Annotated in this window: 13 protein-coding genes; 8 read left to right on the top strand and 5 right to left on the bottom strand. The window is 60.8% G+C overall.

What is annotated here, in order from left to right; all coding sequences use genetic code 11:
* Positions 1-24 precede the first annotated feature (24 nt).
* The 8 genes from GSR16_RS16785 to GSR16_RS16750 all read left to right on the top strand — a co-directional run bounded on the left by GSR16_RS16785 (position 25) and on the right by GSR16_RS16750 (position 8,487).
* Positions 25-1,026, top strand: coding sequence for a fatty acid desaturase (locus GSR16_RS16785; protein WP_159879388.1), 1,002 nt, complete (start codon positions 25-27; stop codon positions 1,024-1,026).
* Positions 1,007-2,068 carry a uroporphyrinogen decarboxylase gene (hemE, locus tag GSR16_RS16780; RefSeq protein ID WP_159879386.1) on the top strand — a complete coding sequence of 354 codons (1,062 nt, stop codon included), beginning with the start codon at positions 1,007-1,009 and terminating at the stop codon, positions 2,066-2,068. Before GSR16_RS16785 ends, hemE begins: the two co-directional genes overlap by 20 nt.
* 492 nt (positions 2,069-2,560) lie before the next feature.
* A complete protein-coding gene (locus tag GSR16_RS16775; protein WP_159879384.1) occupies positions 2,561-4,735 on the top strand; it encodes a primosomal protein N' in 2,175 nt (724 codons plus the stop codon).
* The gene (dacB, locus tag GSR16_RS16770; RefSeq protein ID WP_159879382.1) at positions 4,735-6,159 is read left to right on the top strand and encodes a D-alanyl-D-alanine carboxypeptidase/D-alanyl-D-alanine endopeptidase; all 1,425 of its coding nucleotides are present in this window, start codon (positions 4,735-4,737) and stop codon (positions 6,157-6,159) included. The genes GSR16_RS16775 and dacB overlap by 1 nt, the downstream gene beginning before the upstream one ends.
* Positions 6,160-6,185: 26 nt before the next feature.
* Positions 6,186-6,443, top strand: coding sequence for a glutaredoxin 3 (grxC, locus tag GSR16_RS16765; protein WP_159879380.1), 258 nt, complete (start codon positions 6,186-6,188; stop codon positions 6,441-6,443).
* 137 nt (positions 6,444-6,580) lie between these two features.
* Complete coding sequence (secB, locus tag GSR16_RS16760; protein ID WP_159879378.1) at positions 6,581-7,033, top strand: protein-export chaperone SecB; 453 nt, start codon at positions 6,581-6,583, stop codon at positions 7,031-7,033.
* The gene (locus tag GSR16_RS16755) at positions 7,033-7,479 is read left to right on the top strand and encodes an SH3 domain-containing protein (protein ID WP_159879376.1); all 447 of its coding nucleotides are present in this window, start codon (positions 7,033-7,035) and stop codon (positions 7,477-7,479) included. The genes secB and GSR16_RS16755 overlap by 1 nt, the downstream gene beginning before the upstream one ends.
* Before the next feature lie 3 nt (positions 7,480-7,482).
* Positions 7,483-8,487, top strand: a complete 1,005-nt coding sequence (locus tag GSR16_RS16750; RefSeq protein WP_159879374.1) for an NAD(P)H-dependent glycerol-3-phosphate dehydrogenase — start codon at positions 7,483-7,485, stop codon at positions 8,485-8,487.
* Positions 8,488-8,574: 87 nt separating this feature from the next.
* Here GSR16_RS16750 and GSR16_RS16745 read toward each other — a convergent pair whose 3' ends face one another.
* The 5 genes from GSR16_RS16745 to accC form a co-directional block, all read right to left on the bottom strand.
* Complete coding sequence (locus GSR16_RS16745; RefSeq protein WP_159879372.1) at positions 8,575-8,805, bottom strand: hypothetical protein; 231 nt, start codon at positions 8,803-8,805, stop codon at positions 8,575-8,577.
* Positions 8,806-9,003: 198 nt separating this feature from the next.
* Complete coding sequence (locus GSR16_RS16740) at positions 9,004-9,558, bottom strand: thioredoxin domain-containing protein (RefSeq protein WP_205677452.1); 555 nt, start codon at positions 9,556-9,558, stop codon at positions 9,004-9,006.
* A gap of 121 nt (positions 9,559-9,679) precedes the next feature.
* Positions 9,680-10,834 carry a DUF3426 domain-containing protein gene (locus GSR16_RS16735; protein WP_159879370.1) on the bottom strand — a complete coding sequence of 385 codons (1,155 nt, stop codon included), beginning with the start codon at positions 10,832-10,834 and terminating at the stop codon, positions 9,680-9,682.
* Positions 10,831-11,727, bottom strand: a complete 897-nt coding sequence (prmA, locus tag GSR16_RS16730) for a 50S ribosomal protein L11 methyltransferase (protein WP_159879368.1) — start codon at positions 11,725-11,727, stop codon at positions 10,831-10,833. Before prmA ends, GSR16_RS16735 begins: the two co-directional genes overlap by 4 nt.
* Positions 11,727-13,085, bottom strand: coding sequence for an acetyl-CoA carboxylase biotin carboxylase subunit (gene accC, locus GSR16_RS16725; protein WP_159879366.1), 1,359 nt, complete (start codon positions 13,083-13,085; stop codon positions 11,727-11,729). Before accC ends, prmA begins: the two co-directional genes overlap by 1 nt.
* Between the last annotated feature and the right edge of the window lie 61 nt (positions 13,086-13,146).

Raw genomic sequence — 13,146 nt, 5'->3', positions numbered from 1 at the left:
GCCAACCAGGTCGCCGGAGTGCTGATGCCCTTTCCCCGTATTCCCTTGCGCACGAATCTGTTGCTATTGCTGCTGGCCATGCGGCTGTGGCTGGTGGAGCTGGTGGCGGTGCCACTGGCCATGGCCTGGCTGCACCCGGCTTATGGCTTGCTGTTGCTGGCGGCACTTCTGCTTATCCCCTTGCGCTGGCAGCTGCTGCACGAAGCTGCGCATGGCCGCCTGTTGCCATCGCGGCGCTATAACCGGCTGGCCGGTCGGCTGCTGGCCATCAGCCTGGGCCTGCCTTTCGCCGTCTGGTGCCAGGCGCATCAGCTGCATCACCGCTACAGCCGTACTGAACTATGCCGGGTAGAGGTCTACGAGCCGGGGCTGGAACATGCCCGCCGCCGCCAGCTGCTGCTGTGTCTGCGCCTGTGTGGCGGGGCATATCTGCTGGCCTGGGGCGGCAGCCTGCTGTTGCTGTGTTACCCGTCTGCCGCCCGCTGGGGCTGGCTGGCAAGGCGGGTTCCGCTGTGGCCACGCTTGTGCCGCCGCATGCAGGCAAGCGGTCAACTGCAGCTTGCGCGGATGGATGCCCTGCTGGCCTGCTTGCTGCCTGGCTTGTCCTTGCTGGTGTACGGCCAGCATCACTGGATGTTGTGGCTGGCCTTGGGGCTGCGGGCCATGCTGATTTCACTGACCGACCATGTCTGCTTTGCCGGCCAGCCGCTGGGCTGTGCGCGGCAGGCGGCCAATCTGGTCTTGCCCCGCTGGCTTGGCTTGTGCGTGCTCAACAGCCATCTGCGCGGCGTGCATCAGCGCTGGCCCCAACTGGGCTGGCAGGCCTTGCCGCAGCATTTTTCCGCGGCCGGTCTGTGCTGGGATGGAGGGTTCGTCCGCCAGATGTGTGCCGGACAGTGGCGTGTCTTGCCAACGACCAGTCTGCCGGTAATACCCCTGCGCAAGGCAGGGATGGGTATAATGCCGGCTGACTTTCATTATCCCAGGCTAGCAAGCCGATACCGACATGACCCAGCTCAAGAATGACACCTTCCTGCGTGCGCTCCTGAAGGAGCCGGTTGAATACACGCCCATCTGGATGATGCGCCAGGCCGGCCGCTATCTGCCGGAATACCGCGCCACCCGCGCCCGTGCCGGCAGCTTCATGGGCCTGTGTACCAGCCCTGACTTTGCCACCGAAGTCACTCTGCAGCCGCTGGAGCGCTTTCCGCTGGATGCTGCCATCCTGTTTTCCGACATTCTCACCGTGCCGGATGCCATGGGCCTGGGCCTGTACTTTGCCGAGGGGGAAGGCCCCAAGTTCGAACGTCCGCTGCATGACGAACAGTCCATCCGCGCGCTGAGCGTGCCTGTGCTGGACAAACTGCAATACGTATTCGATGCCGTATCCAGCATCCGCAAGGCACTGGATGGCCGCGTACCGTTGATCGGCTTTTCCGGCAGCCCCTTTACCCTGGCTTGCTACATGATCGAGGGGGGTGGTTCCGATGACTTCCGCCACGTCAAGGCCATGCTGTACAGCCGCCCTGAATTGCTGCACCACATTCTGTCCGTCAATGCTCAGACCGTGACCGACTACCTGAATGCCCAGATCGACGCCGGTGCCCAGGCGGTACAGATCTTCGACACTTGGGGTGGTGCTCTCAGCCATGCTGCCTACCAGGAATTCTCGCTGGCCTATATGCAACGCATCGTGGCCGGCCTCAAGCGCGAGGCAGATGGCCGCCGCGTGCCGGTGATTGTGTTCACCAAAAACGGCGGTCAGTGGCTGGAAGACATCGCCGCCATCGGTGCCGATTGTGTGGGGCTGGACTGGACCACGGATATTGGCCTGGCTCGCGCCCGTGTGGGTGAGCAAGTGTCCCTGCAAGGCAATTTCGACCCGAACGCATTGTTTGGTTCGCCAGCCGCCATTGAAACCGAGGCTGGCCGTATCCTGGCTGCCTATGGCAAGGGATCCGGGCATGTATTCAATCTGGGACATGGTATTTCCCAGCATGCCGACCCGGCCCACGCAGCCGCGCTGGTCGAAGCTGTACACCGTCTGTCCCGTCAGTATCATCAGTAAGTCAATCTGGCAGACCGGGTGGACATCACCCGGTCTGTTTGTCATTTATAAAATTCAAACAGCGCTTTCCTGTCTTATTTCAAATTTATTTACTGTTGTAGGCAGTTTTTTCCCAGGATGCCTTGGGCTATGGGGTGGGGTATTGTGCTGCCATGGGCGTGCTTCTGCAGGAGTGACCGAAGAAATGCACCCTACTGTCAAAGTGGGTGTTGACAGCAGTAGTGACTGGTGTTCTCAGAGTTATTCACACTGGGAACCTCCTCATCTTCTGCTTGTCAAGCCCAGTGGGCAAAATTAGTGCATTGACGGTAACTTGTTGAAATTAAACAGAAAATAATTCTGATTAATTTTTGTGCAATCTAATGGAAATGCTGATTTAATGGCCTTTCCATGCTGGGATGTCGAGTTGTTCACAAAGATATCCACAGCTTCTGTGCATAGGTGGCGCAAAGCCTTGTCGGAATTGGGTTTGGTGTAAAGGGAATATTTACCGTGGGTTCTCAGAGAGTTCAGGTGGTGGTCGATCTGCCCCTGTTTGGCGCATTTACCTACCTGTCTCATTTTGATGTCATACCCGGTTCGCGGGTGGCGGTTCCCTTTGGCAAGCGACAGCTGTGTGGCGTGGTTGTCACTGGCATACCCCCGGAGGGTTTGCCGGAAGTACAGCTGAAACAAGTGGCACAGGTTTTTGATAGCCTGCCACCCTTGCCGGCAGACTTTCTGTCCATGGTGGAATTTGCCGCGGCTTACTATCACTTTCCACTGGGACAGACCCTGTTTACTGCGCTACCTACCGGCTTGCGGGATGCGCGCGATATCGTGCCTGCCGATGAACGCCCCTTCGCCCTGACTGTGCTGGGTCAGGCAGAGCCACCTCCTGCCCGGCAGCGGGCCCGGCTGGCCCTGTGGCAGGCCTTGGGTGACGGGCCGCTGACACAGGCGCAGGCACGGCAAGTGACACCGCAGGCGGGCAGGATTCTGGCTGACTGGCTGGCCGAAGAGCGTATCAGACGAGTCAGCCCGGAAACCCAGCCCTTGCAGCTTGGCCAGGCTCCGTTGCTGAATGATGAGCAACAGGCTGCACTGGCTGCGCTTACTGCCCAGCCATCCGGTTTCCAGTGTTGGCTGTTGCATGGCATTACCGGCAGCGGCAAGACTGAAGTCTATCTGCAGCGCATTGCACAGAGTCTGTCCGCCCGTCAGCAGGTGCTGGTGCTGGTGCCGGAAATCAACCTGACACCACAACTGGTGGAACGATTCATCCAGCGCTTTCCCGCCACGCGCATTGCGGTACAGCACAGCCAGCTGGCCGATGGCGAGCGCCTGCGCAACTGGCTGGATGCCTGGCAGGGCCGGGCGGATATCGTCATCGGCACCCGTTTATCGGTGTTCACCCCGATGCCACGGCTGGGACTGATCGTGGTGGACGAGGAGCATGACGGCTCGTTCAAGCAGCAAGATGGCTTGCGTTACCACGCCCGTGATCTGGCGATCTGGCGTGCGCGGCAGGCGGGGATTCCCATCATCCTGGGTAGTGCCACACCCAGTCTGGAAACCGTGGCCAATGTTGAGGCCGGGCGCTACCGCCAGCTCAAGCTGAACCAGCGCGCCCACGGCGCGGCACGCCTGCCCACGGTGCGGCTGGTGGATACCCGCCGCGCCAAGCTGGCCGAAGGTTTGTCCGAGCCGGTGATCAAGGCCCTGTCGGCACGACTGGAGCGCCGGGAAATGAGCCTGGTGTTCATCAACCGTCGTGGTTTCGCCCCGGTGCTGGCCTGTACCGATTGTGGCTGGACCAGTGGCTGTCCGCGCTGCTCCACGCGGCTGGTGCTGCACCTGATGGAACGCAAGCTGCGCTGTCACCATTGCGGTTGGGAAGAGCCCGTGCCACATGCCTGCCCCGACTGCGGCGCACCAGACATCAAGCCGCTGGGTGAGGGGACGCAGCGGCTGGAATCTGCACTGGGACGCCTGTTTCCCAGCGCACGCATCCTGCGTATCGACCGCGATACTACCCAGCGCAAACAAGCATGGGATGAAATCTATCGCAAGGTGCATGCCGGGGAGGTTGACATGCTGGTTGGCACCCAGATGCTGGCCAAGGGGCATGATTTTGGCACCCTGTCGCTGGTGACGGTGCTGAATGCGGATGGCGGTTTGTATTCGGCCGACTATCGTGCTTCCGAGCGGCTGTTCGCCCAGCTCACCCAGGTGGCCGGGCGCGCAGGCCGGGCCGATGCCCCTGGAGAGGTGCTGGTACAGACGCAATGGCCGGACCATCCCTTGTATCAGGCACTGGTCGCACATGATTTTGACGGCTTTGCTGCCAGCCTGCTTGCGGAGCGCCGCATGGCCGCTTTTCCGCCTGCCGTATACCAGGCACTACTGCGGGCCGATGCCAGCGAACTGGCCCAGGCCAGCGCCTTCCTTAGCCGCGTGCGCACACAGGTGCAGGCACTCGCTGTCGAGGTGCTGATTTCAGGACCAGCCCCGGCCTTGATGGTGCGGCTGGCCAACCGTGAGCGCGCACAGCTGGTGCTGGAATCGCCAAACCGTCAGGCTCTGCACCGTTTTCTTGATCAATTGCCCCCCTTGCTGGACGCGGAAGCCCGCCAGCATGGGCGTGGACTACGCTGGTCGCTGGATGTCGACCCGCAGGAGATGTAATGAAGTCTGCAGCATGGATTGCCTGTTGTCTGAGTGCGGTTTCCCTTTCTGCCATGGCGCTGGATCTGCATGGTTTGCGGCCGGACGAAGTAGCCATCTGGGCCGCACCGGTGGAAGGTGGCAGCGAACTGGCCAGCCAGCGTGCTGATGCCGCGGTCAATCCGGCCTCCACCATGAAGCTGGTCACCAGTTGGGCCGCACTCAACCGGCTGGGGCCGGGCTATCGCTGGACTACCCGGCTGGTATCGGCTGCACCGGTGGAGAACGGTGTACTCAAAGGCGACCTGGTGTGGATAGGAGCCGGAGACCCGCGTTTTGGCATGGCCAATCTGCAAACCCTGCTGCACGACTTGCGTCTGCGAGGCATACGGCAGATTGCCGGCCGGCTACTGTTGGATAAGAGCGGTTTTAGCAGCATAGGCACGGCAGATAATTTTGGCGGTGATGAAGGCAAATCCTTTACCGTGGAGCCAGATACCCACCTTACCGGCCTGAAAGTGGCCTGGTTGCGCTTTTTCAATGATGACAACGGGCCGCGCGTGGTGTTGGATCCCCCCTTGGCTGGTGTCAATCTGCAAGCCCGGCTGGGCAATGGCGGTAGCACGACTGCTGCTTGCCCGGATGTGCGCCAATGGGTACATATCCGTCAGCAGGGCAGCCAGATTGAAGTCAGTGGCAAGCTGCCCGCGGCCTGCGATGGCAGCCAGGCTTATGTAAACGTGCTGGACCAGAACGACTTTGCCGCGCAAAGCTTTGCCGCCCTGTGGAGCGAACTGGGTGGCAGCGGCCCGCAGGGCATGGCGCTGGGCCGCGCACCGGCGGGGGCGCGCACCCTGGCGCAGTTCCAGTCCGAGCCGCTTACCGTGGCACTGAACGATATCAACAAGTACAGCAATAACACCATGGCGCGCACCGTCTACCTCACCCTGGGGCGGGAAGATGGCAGCAGTGGCGATACGCCGGCTGATGCCCAGCATGCCGTGCGCCGCCTGCTGGCCGAGCAGCATATCTCCGACGAAGCGCTGGTGCTGGAGAACGGCTGCGGACTGTCACGACGCGAACGGGTGTCGGCCCGCTTGCTCGGACAGGTCTTGCTCAACGCCGCCCGCGGTCCCTATGGCAACGAGTTGCTGGCCACCCTGCCGCTGGCCAGCGAAGACGGTACGCTCAAGCGCCGCTTTGCCACTACCGGCCCGCGTTTGCGCATGAAAACCGGTACGCTGAAGGATGTAAAGGCACTGGCCGGCTACTGGCAGGCTGCCGACGGCCGCAGGCTGGCCATTGTGGCCATCGTCAACAGCCCGCGCGCACTGGCGATGGGACCGGCCCTGGACGGCATTGTTACCGACCTCATCCACCGCTTTGACCGCAGCGTGCCAGACAGCAGCGCGCTGCCAGCGCCAGACGCTATAATGCAACCCTGAACCCACCACGCATCAACAGGTTTTTCATGAAACACGTCACCATGTACACCACGGCAGTCTGCCCTTACTGCATCCGTGCCAAGCAATTGCTGGCCAGCAAAGGCGTGAGCGATATCGAGGAAGTCCGCATCGATCTGGACCCGGAAGCCCGCGACCGGATGATGAGCAGTACCGGCCGCCGCACCGTGCCGCAAATCTATATCGGCGAAACCCATGTGGGTGGTTGCGACGATCTGGTTGCGCTGAACCAGGCCGGCAAGCTGGAAGTACTGCTGGCAGATTGACCGGCATCAAGCCCCGTCCGGCAAGCCGCCGAATCCGCTTGCCACCCTCTGGCAGCACGTCGTGCTTTCATGCGATGATGCGTGCTTGATTTCCTGACCAACCGGCCGTTGTGTAACGGCCCCGTGCGAGACAAGACATGAGCGAACAACAAGAGCTGCAACCGGTATTTTCCATCGAAAAAATCTATGTAAAAGATCTGTCCCTGGAAGTGCCGAACGCTCCCCAGGTTTATCTGGAAGCCGCCCAGCCGGAAATCGACATGCAGCTGGCCAGCGAAGGCAAGCAGATTGACGACGGCTTTTTCGAAGTTGCCCTCACCGTTACCGTTACCGCCAAGCTGCCGGAAAAAACCATGTTCCTGTGCGAAGTGACCGAAGCCGGCATTTTCCGCATCGAAAACGTACCGGCTGACGATATCGAACCCATTCTGGGCGTTGCCTGCCCGAACATCCTGTTCCCGTATGCCCGCGAAACCGTTTCCAATCTGGTGAACCGCGCTGGCTTCCCGCCGGTACTGCTGTCGCCGATCAACTTCGAGGCGCTGTACATGCAGCAGCGTGCCCAGCAAGCCGAAGCCGGCAACGCCTGATGCTGCGCCGCCTCGTCACTGTCACAGCCATGCTGGCCGGGTTGATGTCCCTGCCGGCACAGGCACTGGAGTTCCATTCGGTCAAGGAAACCGGCGTGGCGCTGTACGAGGCGCCCGCGCTGAGCGCCAAAAAACTGTTCGTGGTCAGTCGCTATTACCCGGTCGAAGTGCTGTCCAGCCAGAAGGAATGGTCGCGCGTACGCGACGCTACCGGCGGTATCGCCTGGATTCCATTGGCGGCACTTTCCGGCCAGCGCTGGCTGCTGGTGACCGCCGATCAGGCCGTGGTGCGCGACAGCCCCGCAGCCGATGGCAAGCCCTTGTTCTCGGTTGCCCGCGATGGCGTGCTGCAATGGCAGGAAGCGCCGAAAGATGGCTGGGTGCGCATCAAGCACCGCGATGGCAGCAGCGGCTATGCCCGCATCAGCGACCTGTGGGGTTTGTAAACCATGAAACTGGCCATATTGGGGAGCGGTGCCTGGGGTAGTGCGCTGGCGCTGGCATTTGCGCGCCATCATGCTGTCAGCCTGTGGGGCAGGGATGCCGCGCAGATGGCCGAACTGGCAGCCGAACGCGTCAACCGTCGCTATCTGCCGGATTGCCCCTTTCCCGACTCCATCACCCTGACCGCGGAATTGCCGCGTGCCATTCAGGGTGCCGAACTGATTCTTATCGTCACGCCCATCGCGGGGTTGCGCCCTACGCTGCGGGCACTGACGGCGCTGTCATCGGAACTGCCGCCCATCCTGTGGGCCTGCAAGGGCTTTGAAGCCGGCTCCAGTCTGCTGCCGCACCAGGTGGTGGCGGAAGAGCTGCCGGTCGATCATCCCTGCGGCGTGCTTTCCGGCCCCAGCTTTGCCCGCGAGGTGGCCGAAGGCCTGCCGGCTGCTGTCACCATTGCGGCCGATGATGGCGAGTTTGCCCGCCGCATCGCCCGCGAACTGCACAGCCCCCTGCTGCGACTGTATGCCAACGATGATCTGGTGGGCGTGGAAGTAGGCGGGGCGGTGAAAAATGTCATGGCCATTGCCACCGGGGTGGCCGATGGTCTGGGTTTTGGCATGAATGCCCGTGCCGCGCTGATTACCCGTGGTCTGGCCGAGATCACCCGCCTGGCCAGCGCACTGGGTGCCAGCCAGCACACCATGATGGGCCTGGCCGGCATGGGAGACCTGATTCTGACCTGCACCGGGGCGCTGTCGCGCAACCGTCAGGTGGGGCTGAAGCTGGCGGAAGGCAAATCGCTGGATGTCATTCTGGCGGAACTGGGCCATGTGGCCGAAGGGGTGAGTACCGCCCGTGAAGTGCTGACCATGGCAGAGCGGCTGGAAGTGGAAATGCCGATTACCGCAGCAGTATGCGGCTTGCTGTACCAAGGGAATGAACCCCACCGCGTGGTGGAGGGCCTGCTTAGCCGAGCGCCCAAATCCGAAGGTGGTGGCGTGCTTGAATGATGGTGTGCCGCCATGACTGAAAAAGCCTCCGTGATGGAGGCTTTTTTCATGCCGCCAGAGTTGGCTGGCGGTGAGGCCGGTGACGGCTCAGTGGGTGCGCTGGTTTTCACGCAGGCTTTGGGCATCCCAGTAGGCATTGATCTTCTGGATGCGTTGCTGCTCGGCTGCCGGCAGCTTGGCAAAGTCGTTCTTGATGGCTTGCTGTTCGGCCTGCCAGGCGCTGATGGTAGCCGGTGCCGGCGGGTTGTTGTCTACATCATGGGCAAATGCTGCGCTGCTGGTAATCAGGGTAATCAGGGCGATGGCCAGGGTTTTCATACTGTGCTCCTTGCTGAGTGCGTTAACTGCTGTGTCTTACAGCTTGGGTTCAGTATATTGACCATTTATTTTTCAATAAATATCAGTTTATTTAATCATTTGTTTACCTATAGTGTTTAATTTTAGGAAACTTAGGGGACTGCAATTGGTCATTGCAGCCCCGCTGTCGTGTTGGTGATGGCAATGGCCGCAAGGGCCTCAGTCGTTTGGCGGGCTTGGGCTGGTATCCGGTGCACTTTCGGCTGCCAGTAAGGCCGCAATTGCCTGCTGGTTGAAGCGGCCACTGCTGTTGTGCAAGCGTTCGGCGTAATGGATGAGGTTGTCGCCATCGGCAATCAGGATGGACGGCACGGTATAGCCGCTTAGCGGATAGCCCATGGCCAGTACGCCATACTGCTTGTGGAAATCCCTGCCGCGCAGAGTGGAGAGCAGGGTGACCCCTGGCAGGCCGTGTTCGTGCCGACAACGCAGCAGCGAGGATGGGGAGTCTACGCTGATGACAATTACCGACAGTTCCGGCCAGGCTTCCAGAAAGCGACGGGTATCCTGCAGTAGCGCCAGTCCGCCGTGCTCCTTCTCGTCAACCGATAGCAAGGTAATGATGACTTTCGGGTTGCCGCCAAAAGCCTCCAGCGCCACGTCGCGTTTGTGGTCGTCCACCAGCATGAAGCTGGGCAGGTATTGTCCGGTCTGAGGGAATGCACCTTCTACCGGGATGGTGTCATCACCATAGAGCAATGTGAAATCGTTCATGCTGCCTCCTTGTTCTTTCATGGTGGACAGCATGTGGGCAAATACAAGGCAGAATCCGGGATTTCTTGATCAGGGATGCAAAAAAAGCGGCTGAAGCCGCTTTTTTCACGTCGAGGCGACTTCAGGGATAGAACCAGTACAGGCTGTAGCCCATGGCACGCACTTTGCCGATATCCAGCCGCATGGTGATCTTCACCTCGCTGTTGGCATTGAAGCGCTGCAATTTGAGGTCATCGGCCTTCAGGTATTCCTTGGGTGAAAACACTTTGCGAATCAGTACCTGGTCATCGGCATCCTTCAGCGAAACTTCCAGCATCGGGTAGCTCTGCGCGAAAGCGGCATGGTTTTTCAGCGTGGCTGATAGCTGGATCAGGTTGGCATGTTCGGGGACGAAGGCCAGTTCGGACCATTCGGTGCGGACCTGGCCGATATCGCTGGGCCAGGGGACCTTGCAACCGACAATGCCGCAGAAAGCTTCGAGTGCCGGACGGGATTCCGGTACTTCGGCAGCAATGCGCGTGCGGTTGAAATAGACCAGCTGACCGGCCAGCAAAATGCCACCGATGACGGCCAGCAAGGCCATGATTACCGTCAGCAGGGGTTTGCGTGGTTTTGCTTCCTGATCGGTAGTGTCTTCTGGAAACTCCGGTGTCGTCTGTTCTGCTGGCGGATGAGGCTGCGGACGGGTAAAGATGGTTTCCGGAGGGGCTGGAGGCGCGATGGCTTCATCAGGATCAGCGGTTTCAGCCGAGCGGCGCTGCTTGCCGAAAACATCGGGCAGATCCGGGGCTTCTTCGTTTGCATCCGGTGCATTGCCATAGGCAGCTGTTGCCGGCGGCGTGCTGTTACGCGTCTTCAATGCTTCAGCCAGGGCGCGCTGGAATTCTTCCGCTTCGCTGCTGGCATCTGCTGCAGTGGTTTCCGGTGTGATATCGGGTGCCGCGATATCCAGGCTGAAGCTGTCGGCAGGGCTCTCGCTGGCTGCCGTCTGGGGATCGAAATCCGGCAGCTCCAGCTCGAAGTCGTCCATCGGGTCTGCTGCCGGCGGCGCTGGCGGCGGGTTGGCCGCGGCCGGAGGGGCTATTGGCTGCGCAATGGCAGCCGGAGCCGGGCTTGGAGAAGGTGGAGTAATGGCTTCCGGGCTGACAAAATGCTCGGTGGCGTTGAATACATGCGCACAGCGCCCGCAGCGGACAAGTCCGTTGGCGGCAGATAGCTGCTTGTCGTTAACCTTGAAACGGGTCTGGCAACTGGGGCACTGTGTCGTATAGCTCATACGCTTGGGCGTCTGGTTCCTGTCAGTCGGGTCCAGCCTTCATCGAACACCGGGGTGTCCATGGTAAACCACTGCGCATAGATCGCAGACAGTTCATCGGCCTGTTCGGCAAGTATGCCGGACAGCACGATCTTACCACCGGTTTTCACGTGACTGGCCAGCAGCTGACCCAGCATGCGCAGCGGATTGGCCAGGATGTTGGCCAGCACCACGTCGTACTGGGCAGCCGGATTGGCATCCGGCAGGCAGAAGGTGGCGGTTACATTGTTCTGGTCGGCATTGTCGCGGCTGGAGCGTACGGCCTGGGCATCGATATCCACACCCACGGCACTGCCTGCACCCAGCTTGAGCGCGGCAATGGCCAGGATGCCGGAGCCGCAGCCGTAGTCCAGCACGCTTTCGCCACCGGCAACATGTGCATCCAGCCACTGCAGGCACAGCCGCGTGGTGGGATGGCTGCCGGTACCGAAGGCCAGGCCCGGGTCCAGTTGCAGATTGACTGCATCCGGGGCCGGGGCGTCGTGCCAGGTGGGGGTGATCCACAAGCGGTCCGAAATGCGGATGGGGTCGAACTGGGACTGGGTAAGCCGCACCCAGTCCTGCTCTTCCACACGTTCGGTCTTGTAGGCCGGCATGCCCAGCTTGCAGGCATTGCAGGCGGCGGCAATCAGCAGGGCCACATCGGCATCTTCGGCAAACAGGGTGATGATGCGGCTGTGGTTCCACAACTGGTCCACCGGCATGCCCGGCTCGCCGAAGATGGGCTGTTCCAGCTCAGTGCCGGCCAGCGCATCCTCAATGGCGGTAGACAGTGCACCTGCGTCCATCAGCGCATCGGCCAGGCGTTCGGCCACCGCCGAATCGGTATCGATGGTGGCTTGCAGCCAGGCCATTATGCGTCTCCCTTTTTCATCTGCGACAGGCGTTCTTCCAGGTAGTGAATGCTGGTGCTGCCACGCTGGAAGGCGGCATCCATGAACAATTCCTGATGCAGCGGGATATTGGTCTTGATACCGGAAATGGAAATTTCCGACAGGGCAACGCGCATGCGGGCCATGGCCTGATCGCGGTTGTCACCATAGGAAATCAGCTTGCCGACCATGGAGTCGTAATGCGACGGCACGGTGTAGCCCTGATAGATGTGCGAATCGATACGGATGCCTGGGCCACCTGCCGGGTGATAGCTTTCGATCTTGCCGGGCGACGGTACGAAGGTGAAAGGATCTTCGGCGTTGATACGGCATTCCATCGCATGGCCGCGCAGTACGATGTCGCTTTGCTTGTAGCGCAGCTTTTCGCCGGCGGCAATGCGGATCTGTTCCTGCACGATGTCCACGCCGGTGATCATTTCCGTCACCGGGTGTTCCACCTGCACGCGGGTGTTCATCTCGATGAAGTAGAACTCGCCGTTTTCAAACAGGAATTCGAAAGTACCGGCCCCACGGTAGCCAATGCGGCTGCACGCTTCGGCGCAGGCGGTGCCAATACGCTCGCGCTGCTCGTCGGTAATGCCCGGAGCCGGTGCTTCTTCAATGATTTTCTGGTGACGGCGCTGCATGGAGCAGTCGCGCTCGCCCAGATAAATGGCATTGCCGTATTCGTCGGCCAGAATCTGGATTTCGATATGGCGCGGCTGCTGCAGGTATTTCTCCATGTAGACAGTCGGGTTGCCAAATGCTGCACCGGCTTCGGTACGGGTCATCTGTACCGAGTTGATCAGCGCGCCTTCGGTATGCACCACGCGCATGCCGCGACCACCACCACCGCCTGCGGCCTTGATGATCACCGGGAAGCCGATTTTCTTGGCAATCTTGACGATTTCGGCCGGATCATCCGGCAGCGCACCTTCGGAACCGGGTACGCAGGGCACGCCGGCAGCAATCATGGCGTCCTTGGCGGATACCTTGTCGCCCATCAGGCGGATGGTTTCCGGGCGCGGGCCGATGAAGACGAAGCCGGACTGTTCCACGCGTTCGGCAAAGTCGGCGTTTTCCGACAAAAAGCCGTAACCCGGGTGGATGGCCTGGGCGTCGGTTACTTCGGCGGCGGCAATCAGCGCCGGTACGTTCAGATAGCTCTTGGTCGACGGGGCCGGGCCAATGCAGACCGACTCGTCGGCCAGCTTGACGTATTTGGCTTCGCGGTCGGCTTCGGAATGCACGACCACGGTCTTGATGCCCATTTCGCGGCAGGCGCGCTGGATGCGCAGGGCGATTTCGCCGCGGTTTGCAATCAGGATTTTTTCAAACATGGTATGGACGTCCGTTGGGTGGCGCGTCAAACGACAGGGGCACCGACGCATTGTCGTGCCC

This window comes from Aquitalea denitrificans (assembly GCF_009856625.1).
In the GTDB taxonomy this organism is placed as follows: Bacteria; Pseudomonadota; Gammaproteobacteria; order Burkholderiales; family Chromobacteriaceae; genus Aquitalea; species Aquitalea denitrificans.
The sequence above is the reverse complement of the archived record's forward strand: the minus strand, read 5'-3'. Positions and strand labels throughout refer to the sequence as shown.

Bases quoted from the DNA above. Each gene is read 5' to 3' on its own strand.
- GSR16_RS16785 (WP_159879388.1), top strand. From the start codon at position 25: ATGCCCTTTCCCCGTATTCCCTTGCGCACGAATCTGTTGCTATTGCTG.
- hemE (WP_159879386.1), top strand. From the start codon at position 1,007: ATGACCCAGCTCAAGAATGACACCTTCCTGCGTGCGCTCCTGAAGGAG.
- dacB (WP_159879382.1), top strand. From the start codon at position 4,735: ATGAAGTCTGCAGCATGGATTGCCTGTTGTCTGAGTGCGGTTTCCCTT.
- grxC (WP_159879380.1), top strand. From the start codon at position 6,186: ATGAAACACGTCACCATGTACACCACGGCAGTCTGCCCTTACTGCATC.
- secB (WP_159879378.1), top strand. From the start codon at position 6,581: ATGAGCGAACAACAAGAGCTGCAACCGGTATTTTCCATCGAAAAAATC.
- GSR16_RS16755 (WP_159879376.1), top strand. From the start codon at position 7,033: ATGCTGCGCCGCCTCGTCACTGTCACAGCCATGCTGGCCGGGTTGATG.
- GSR16_RS16750 (WP_159879374.1), top strand. From the start codon at position 7,483: ATGAAACTGGCCATATTGGGGAGCGGTGCCTGGGGTAGTGCGCTGGCG.
- GSR16_RS16745 (WP_159879372.1), bottom strand. From the start codon at position 8,805: ATGAAAACCCTGGCCATCGCCCTGATTACCCTGATTACCAGCAGCGCA.
- GSR16_RS16740 (WP_205677452.1), bottom strand. From the start codon at position 9,558: ATGAACGATTTCACATTGCTCTATGGTGATGACACCATCCCGGTAGAA.
- GSR16_RS16735 (WP_159879370.1), bottom strand. From the start codon at position 10,834: ATGAGCTATACGACACAGTGCCCCAGTTGCCAGACCCGTTTCAAGGTT.
- prmA (WP_159879368.1), bottom strand. From the start codon at position 11,727: ATGGCCTGGCTGCAAGCCACCATCGATACCGATTCGGCGGTGGCCGAA.
- accC (WP_159879366.1), bottom strand. From the start codon at position 13,085: ATGTTTGAAAAAATCCTGATTGCAAACCGCGGCGAAATCGCCCTGCGC.